The sequence below is a fragment of the Immundisolibacter sp. genome, assembly GCF_050250495.1.
Classification (GTDB): domain Bacteria; phylum Pseudomonadota; class Gammaproteobacteria; order Immundisolibacterales; family Immundisolibacteraceae; genus Immundisolibacter.
Genome location: NZ_JBFWOM010000038.1, coordinates 1 through 7,316, shown reverse-complemented (window position 1 = coordinate 7,316; position 7,316 = coordinate 1). Strand labels below are relative to the sequence as shown.

Here is a 7,316-nt window from a genome sequence, read left to right as displayed (position 1 = left end):
TACACCATCGCCGCGCGGGTGCAGGACAACCTGGACGGGCAGGCTACCGCGGTCGCCCAGGTGACCGTCGCCGACGGCCGCTGCGAACTGAAGCCCGTCGCGCATCAGCAGGTGTAGGCCGATGCTCACCCAAGCCGAACTGGACTACCGGCAGTGGCTGGAGGAGCCGGACTTTCCCAACCTCTCGCCCCAGCAGGCGGCGGTCGCCCGGCAGTTCATCGAGCGCATCAAGGGCCACGACTGGGAAAAGCCGCTCTTCCCGCACCAATACACGGCCATCACCAAGGTCATCTACGCCGGCGAGAAACTAGGCAAGTGGGAAAGCCTGCTCGACATCGTGACCGGCGGCGGCAAGACCGTGATCATGGCTGGGTTGATTGCCTATTTCTGGCAGGTGCGCGGCCATGAGAAGTTCCTGATCCTGGTGCCCAACACCATCGTGCGCGAGCGGGTGAAGGAAGACTTCGAGGTCCGTAACCCCGCCTACGCCTACAGGGAGTTTCCGTTCTTCTTCAACAGCCACCAGCACACCCCGGAGCGGCTTGTGTGCACGGTGCTGCGCGACAGCGGCGACGCAGCGGGCATCCGCGACGCGCATGTGATCGTTTCCAACATCCACCAGCTCTACGAAAACCGGCAGTCGCCGTCGCTGGAAGTGCTGCTGTCCGATGCTGTGCATGACCTGGTGCTGCTGAACGACGAAGCGCACAACGCGGCTGCCGAGCAATACCGGGAAGTGCTCAAACTGCTGGGCCGCAGCAAGACCAAGGCGCGCGTGGACCTGACCGCGACACCCTTCCGCCTGGACAAGCAGGACCTGGACACCTACCCGCCGATCTACGAGTACCACGTCCAGCAGGCGATGCAGGACGGCGTGGTGAAGCAGGTGGTGGTGACCAAGCCGGACATTGCCAGCGTCAGGCTGCAATATGAGGAGTGGGACGAAAACGATCAGGTCATCAAGACCTTGGACGTCGAGGACGTGCCTTGGGAGCAGATCGAGCAAGAGTTGAGGCGCGGCGGGGCGGTGCGCTTCGTCACCGCCAAGAACGCGCGCAGGCAGCAGCTCCAGATCGCGCAGAGCTGTCTGGACTACCAGCGCAAATGCGTGCCGCGCAACGAAAGGGCCGAGCCGGCTTGGGAACCGCTGCTGCTGGTCGTTGCGCTATCGCAGAAGGACGCCTGGCAGATGTACGAGACCCTTCAAGCCGCGCCGTTCAGCTACAAGCGCGAGCAACTGCTGCTGGTGCACAGCAAACAGGACGAGCTGGAGAACAAGAAAGCCTTTCTGCTGGGCAGACGCAGCCCGGAGGGTCTGAACGCCGAAGACGCGGCGCTGTGGCAACAGACCCGGCAGGTGCGCGTCATCATCGCGGTGAGCATGCTGCGAGAGGGCTGGGACGTGCGGAACATTGCGGTCATCTGCTTGTTCCGCAAGTTCAGCTACCAGAAGAAGGGCGAGCGCATCTACACCGTGTATGGACCGCAGATCATCGGCCGCGGGTTGCGACGCATCCGCCCGCCCAGCGAGCGAGACCATCTGTTCTCGGTTGACCATCCGGCCTTCAACCACGGCTGGCTATGGCAACTGCTGGCAGCGCAGGAATACGCCAAGCCGCTGAATCCGGGCGACGTCGTGGACGAGCGGACGATGGAGGACCTCCCCTTCGAACCGCCACCGCCTTCCGAACCTGACGAAGATGAAGGCAGAGAAAAAAAGCCGGAACTGGATATTGAAGACATCATTGCCGGCTTGCCGACGGCTTCCGGGATCACGCCCATAGCGGATTGGCAGGAGCACTTCCGCACGCTGAAGTTCGACAAGCGCATTGCGTCGGCCTTGCAGAAGATCACCAACATCAAGAGCCAGCGGCTCGGCTCCGACACGACCGCGCACGAGCTGCCGGACGACGCGATCAACCTGCCTGAGTTGAATCAGTCCACCGTGGAAGCCGTAACCGCGATGACCAGAGAAGCACTGGCGGCGGAGTTGAGGACCGATCTGCTCAACGAGCCGCACTACGCACTGACCGCCTGCTTCAAGATGGAAACGGCGGATCAGACGCTCAAGCTGATACAGGCGCTGGAGTGGATCATCTCGGACGTGTTCACGATTGACGGCCTCGCCGGGCTCGACACGGCGGAACTGGCGAACCTTCAGAAGCTGCGCTTCTGTTTGCCGCAAATCGTTGAGGAATTTCGCCGGCCGGACATCGTCATGGGCATACTCGGTGAGGACGCCTAGCCGTGTTCTCGAGGCGCGGGCGACTCACCGGCCTGAAGCGCAATCCGCGCGGCGAGAGCAACTACGACAGCCTGCTTGAGCGCGACTACATGCTGGAGCTGGAGCGCGCGGGGGGTGTGATCTCGTGGACCAAGGACCACGGAATCCGAATCCCTTATCGCATGATGGGATTCATCCCGCGTGAGTATGTTCCGGACTTCCTGGTGACGTTCGCCGACGGGTCAAAGGAGTTGCACGAAACGAAGGGCGCAGGTTTTCTGGCCTGGATCGAGACGCACGACAAGCGGCGTGCTGCGGATAGGTGGTGCAGGCAAAGGGGAATGATCTATCGGTTCGTCGAGAATAGCCGCGGCGCGCTGTTCGCGGAGAATCAGGCCCTTGATCGCTTGGAAAGAAACGCCGGACGCAAGCCGCGCAACGTGAAGTCACTGGACGATCTGCTGAAGTAATCGCGTATCGGACCACTCCGCGCGCCGCGCTTGGTCCAACACGGCGCCCCGAAAAAGCGAGGGTCTCCGAAGAGGCCCCGCGCCCGGCAGCCGAAGCCACTGGGACAATTAATTGCCCGCGACCAGCGGCTGACCCAGCAGGGCTGCGAGCTGCGCGGCAAGACGCTCGCCGATCTGCACCGGATCGGTCGCCGCCGGGGCGAGATCGCGCAGCTGCGTCACCGCCAGCCCCGCGTAGCCGCACGGGTTGATGCGGGCGAACGGTGCAAGGTCCATCGCCACGTTGAGGCTGAGACCGTGGTAGCAGCAGCCGCGCCGCACGCGAAGACCCAGCGCGGCGATCTTGGCGCCCGCCACGTACACGCCGGGTGCGCCGGGGTGCCGTTCGGCGGCGATGTCGAGCCCAGCCAGCAGGTCGATCACGGCCTGTTCGAGCGTGGTGACGAGCGCCTTCACGCCGAGTCCGGCGCGGTTCAAGTCCAGCAGCGCGTACAGCACCACCTGCCCCGGGCCGTGGTAGGTCACCTGCCCGCCGCGGTCGCAGCGCACGACCGGGATGTCACCGGCGTCGAGCACGTGCTCGGGCTTGCCGGCCAGGCCCAGCGTGAAGACCGGCAGGTGCTCGACCAGCCACAGCGCATCGGGCGTATCCGCGCCGCGCTGGTCGGTGAAGCTCTGCATGTCGGCAAGGCACGCGGCGTAGTCCACCCGGCCCCGCCGGCGCAGGCGCAGGCGCAGGCTCACTGCGCGCGAAGATCGGCCTTGAAGGCCTGGTACGCGTCCCACACGCGCCGCCAGGCCGGCCCCGGCCGGCCGTCGCCGACCGGCGCGCCGTCGAGCTGCGTCACCGCCAGCACTTCCTTGGTGGAGCTCGACAGCCAGATCTCGTCCGCCGCCAGCAGTTCCTTCAGGCGCAACGGGCGCTCGTCGACGCGCAGGTCCACCTGTGCGGCGAGCTCCAGCACCAGGTCGCGGGTGATGCCGTGCAGCAGCCAGTTGCTCGGCGGCGGCGTCACCACGGCGCCGTCGATGACGGCGAACAGGTTGGCGGCGGCGCCCTCCGTCACCCACCGGCCGCGGTGCAGAATGGCCTCGTCGGCGCCGGCGTCGACGGCCTGTTGGCGCAGCATGGCGGCGCCCTGCAGCGAGATCGACTTGATCTGGCACCACTGCCAGCGGATGTCGGCAAGGCTCACCGCGCGCAGGCCGTTTTCGACCTGCGCCGCCGGCACGGGTTTCAGCGCCCGCGGCATGGCGAACACCGTCGGCGGGCAGTCCGGGAAGGCGTGATCGCGCGGCGCGACGCCGCGGGTGACTTGCAGATACACCGACGCATCGCCACCGCCGTGACGCGCCAGCAGCTCGGTCAGCATGTCGGCCCACTGCGGGGCGGTGTGGGGATTGGCGATGCGGGCCTCGGCGAGGCTGCGTTCGAGCCGCGCGACGTGCGCGTCAAGGCGCAGGTAGTGCCCGCCGTAGGCCGGGATCACCTCGTACACGCCGTCGCCGTAGATGAAGCCGCGGTCGAGCGGGTGGATGCGCGCCTGCGACAGCGGCATGAAGTCGCCGTCGAGGTAGACCGTGACGGCGGCCTCGCCGGGCAGCGTCGCGGTCACGCGATTACTCCTGCCACCACAGGCGCGCGGCGTCGATGGCGCGCCGGAAGAGGTTGCCCTCGCCGACGTCCGCCATCGCCACCAGCGGGCGCTCCAGCACCACTTCGTCACCGAGCTTCAGGCGCAGCGTGCCCTGCGCCGAGCCCTTCACCACCGGCGCCATCAGACGGGGCGCGACCTCGACCGACGCCGCCAGCTCGTCGTACTTGCCGCGCGGCACGGTCACGTACAGATCGTCGGCGAGACCCAGCGGCACCGAGCGTTCCTCGCCACCGAACACCGGCGCGTCGGTGCGCTTCTCGCCGGCCGGGTACAGGCGGTGTGTTTCGTAGAAGCGAAAGCCCCAGTTGAATAGCGCCTGCGCTTCCTGAAAGCGCGACTGGTCGCTTGCCGAGCCCATGACGACGGCGATCAGACGCATGTCATCGCGCTTGGCGGACGTCACCAGGCAGTAACCGGCAGCGTCGGTGTGGCCGGTCTTGAGGCCATCGACGGTCTTGTCCCAGAACAGCAAGCGGTTGCGGTTCGGCTGTGTGATGTTGTTCCAGCTGAAGGATTTCAGCGCGTACCACGGGTAGTACTCGGGAAAGTCGCGGATGGTTGCCGCCGCGAGACGGGCCATATCGAGCGGGCTCGAGTAGTGGTTGTCGGCCGGCAGGCCGTGCGAGTTCACGAAGTGGGTCTGCGCGAGCCCGAGGCGCTTGGCCTGCGCGTTCATGAGGTCGGCAAACGCGGTCTCGGTGCCGGCCATGTGCTCGGCGAGCGCCAGCGTCGCGTCGTTGCCGGACTGCGTCAGCACGCCGTGGATCAACACCTCCACCGGCACCGGCTTGGCCGGATCGATGAAGCTGCGCGAGCCGCCCGTGCGCCACGCGTCCTTGCTGATGGTGATTTCTTCGTCGAGCTTGAGGTCGCCCTTTTGCAGCGCGTCGAAGGCGACATAGGCGGTCATGACCTTGGTCAGGCTCGCCGGCGGCTGGGGCACCTCGGGATCCCTGGCCGCGAGCACCTGACCGGTGTGGTAGTCGTACAGCAGGTAGCTGCGCGCGCCGAGCTGCGGGGCGCTTGGCACCGGCGCGGCGTGAACGGTGCCGACGGCGAGCAGCAGGCCGACGGCGGAGCGGGCAACGGACGATCGAATCGACATGGTGACTCTTGGATACGGGGAAATCGGAGGCCGCGGCGAGGGCTGGGGCCCAGCGGGCGACCAAACCGGGGTCGCGTCAGTTCGCCGGCACCCGCAGCGCCGGCAGGCCCAGCGCAGCCAGGCGCGCGGCAACGGTATCGAACTGCCTTGGCGCCAGCGGGCCAAGACGCACCCGGTGCAGGCCGCGCGAAGCGGTATTGTCGGCCTGCACGGCGACCGGCGCCAAGTTCTCCTGGCGCAGGCGGGCCGCGAGGCGCTGTGCCGCGGCGGCATCGCCAAACGCACCGACCTGCAGGAAGACCGCATCGCCGCCCACCGGGGCCGTTGCCACCTGAGTGACGGGCGCCGTTGGGAAGTTCGGCACGCCCGGCAGCACGGCGCGCACCTCGACCGGACCGCTGCCCGGCCCGATCAGCCCGAGCTTGGCGGCGGCCACGTAGGACAGGTCGATCACGCGCCCGCGCTTGAACGGGCCGCGGTCGTTGACGCGCACCACCACGCTGCGCCCGTTGCCGAGGTGGGTGACGCGCACGTAGCTCGGGATGGGCAGGGTCGGGTGCGCGGCGGTCATGGCCAGCATGTCGTAGGACTCGCCGTTCGACGTGGCGCGGCCGTGGAACTCGCGCCCGTACCAGCTGGCGATGCCGCGTATCTCATAGCCGGCGGCGCTGGCGAGCGGCCGGTACGTGACGCCCTCGAACTGGTACGGCCGCGAGCACGGCCGGCACGGCGGCTCGGCGCGCGGCATGGCATCGGGGATGGCGTCGAGGTTGATCGCGCCGCTCGGCGGCCCGTCGCGCCGGTAATCGGGCGCCGGCCGCGTAGCCGGTCCGGCGCAGCCGGCCAGCAGCGCTATCAACACCAGCGCGAGCCACGCGCCGGCAACGCCGATGTCAGGGCGTCGCCGCGCGCCGTTCGCCAATGGCCGCCGCCAGTTGCGTGACCGCCATCGCGTACAGCGCGCTGTGGTTGTAGCGGGTGATGGCGTAGAAGTTCTGGAAACCGAGGTGGTACTCGTCGCCCTGCTCGGCTTCCAGACGGATCAGCTTGGCCTTCAGCGCGGGCGCGGCACCGGGTGGCACGCCGACGCCGCGCTGGCCGAGCTCGGCCAGCGTGAGGGTGGGCTTCAGATCACCCTGCGCCAGGCTGGCGTCGGGGGGGGTAACGCTCGCCGCCGCGCTGATCGGCTCGCCCGGCTGCCAGCCGTGACGCGCCAGGTAATTGGCCACGCTGCCGATGGCGTCGGCGGGGCTGCCGAGCAGGTCGCGCCGGCCGTCGGCGTCGAAATCGACCGCGTAGGCCCGGTAGCTCGACGGGATGAACTGCGGCAGGCCGAGCGCGCCCGCGTAGGAGCCGCTGAGTGTCGCCAGGTCCAGGCGCTCCTCGCGCCCGAGCAGCAGCAGATGGCGCAGCTCACCGCCGAAAAAGGCGCTGCGCGACAGGCCGGCAACGGCGAGCGTGGCCAGCGCATCGACCGCCTTGTAGCGCCCGGTCACGGCGCCGTAGCGCGTCTCGACGCCGATGATGGCGGTGATCACCGATGCCGGCACGCCGTGCTCGCGCTCGGCGCGCGCCAGAAGCTCGGCGTGCGTACGCCAGAACTCGACGCCGCCGGCGATGCGCTGCTCGGTCATGAAGATCGGCCGGTAGCGGTGCCAGGGCATCTTCTCGGCCGGGCGGGTGATGGCGTCGATGATGCTCTGGTGGAACGTCGCCCCGGCGAGCAACCGCTCCAGCGGCGCGCGCTCGAAACCCTCCTTGTCGACCAGGTCGTCGATCAGCGCGCGCAGCGGCGGGTGCTCGGCGAGCGGTACCGCCACGGCCGGGGCGGCGAGGCCGAGCGCGAGCAATGCCGCGGC

At 68.1% G+C, this 7,316-nt stretch carries 7 protein-coding genes; 2 read left to right on the top strand and 5 right to left on the bottom strand.

Annotated features, from left to right (window positions below; genetic code table 11):
• The first annotated feature begins 121 nt into the window (after positions 1 to 121).
• Together AB7F93_RS13805 and AB7F93_RS13800 are read left to right on the top strand one after the other, a co-directional pair.
• A complete protein-coding gene (locus AB7F93_RS13805; RefSeq protein ID WP_428303490.1) occupies positions 122 to 2,245 on the top strand; it encodes a DEAD/DEAH box helicase in 2,124 nt (707 codons plus the stop codon).
• Between the two features lie 2 nt (positions 2,246 to 2,247).
• Complete coding sequence (locus AB7F93_RS13800) at positions 2,248 to 2,694, top strand: Tn7 transposase TnsA N-terminal domain-containing protein (protein ID WP_428303489.1); 447 nt, start codon at positions 2,248 to 2,250, stop codon at positions 2,692 to 2,694.
• A gap of 108 nt (positions 2,695 to 2,802) precedes the next feature.
• Here the strand turns inward: AB7F93_RS13800 and lipB are convergent, their stop codons facing one another.
• From lipB to mltB, 5 genes are all read right to left on the bottom strand, one after another.
• On the bottom strand, positions 2,803 to 3,438 hold the full coding sequence (lipB, locus tag AB7F93_RS13795; protein ID WP_428303488.1) for a lipoyl(octanoyl) transferase LipB: 636 nt from the start codon (positions 3,436 to 3,438) through the stop codon (positions 2,803 to 2,805).
• Entirely contained in the window at positions 3,435 to 4,310 is an 876-nt protein-coding gene (locus tag AB7F93_RS13790) for a D-amino acid aminotransferase (RefSeq protein WP_428303487.1), read from the bottom strand. The genes lipB and AB7F93_RS13790 overlap by 4 nt, the downstream gene beginning before the upstream one ends.
• Positions 4,311 to 4,314: 4 nt before the next feature.
• Entirely contained in the window at positions 4,315 to 5,457 is a 1,143-nt protein-coding gene (locus tag AB7F93_RS13785; protein ID WP_428303486.1) for a D-alanyl-D-alanine carboxypeptidase family protein, read from the bottom strand.
• A 76-nt stretch (positions 5,458 to 5,533) separates the two neighbouring features.
• Positions 5,534 to 6,319, bottom strand: a complete 786-nt coding sequence (locus tag AB7F93_RS13780) for a septal ring lytic transglycosylase RlpA family protein (RefSeq protein ID WP_428303485.1) — start codon at positions 6,317 to 6,319, stop codon at positions 5,534 to 5,536.
• Positions 6,320 to 6,350: 31 nt separating this feature from the next.
• The coding region (gene mltB, locus AB7F93_RS13775) for a lytic murein transglycosylase B (protein ID WP_428303484.1) at positions 6,351 to 7,316 on the bottom strand (966 nt) is incomplete at its 5' end.

What these genes read in the sequence shown, in the direction of transcription:
- AB7F93_RS13805 (WP_428303490.1), top strand. Translation starts at nt 122, where the DNA reads ATGCTCACCCAAGCCGAACTGGACTACCGGCAGTGGCTGGAGGAGCCG.
- AB7F93_RS13785 (WP_428303486.1), bottom strand. Translation starts at nt 5,457, where the DNA reads ATGTCGATTCGATCGTCCGTTGCCCGCTCCGCCGTCGGCCTGCTGCTC.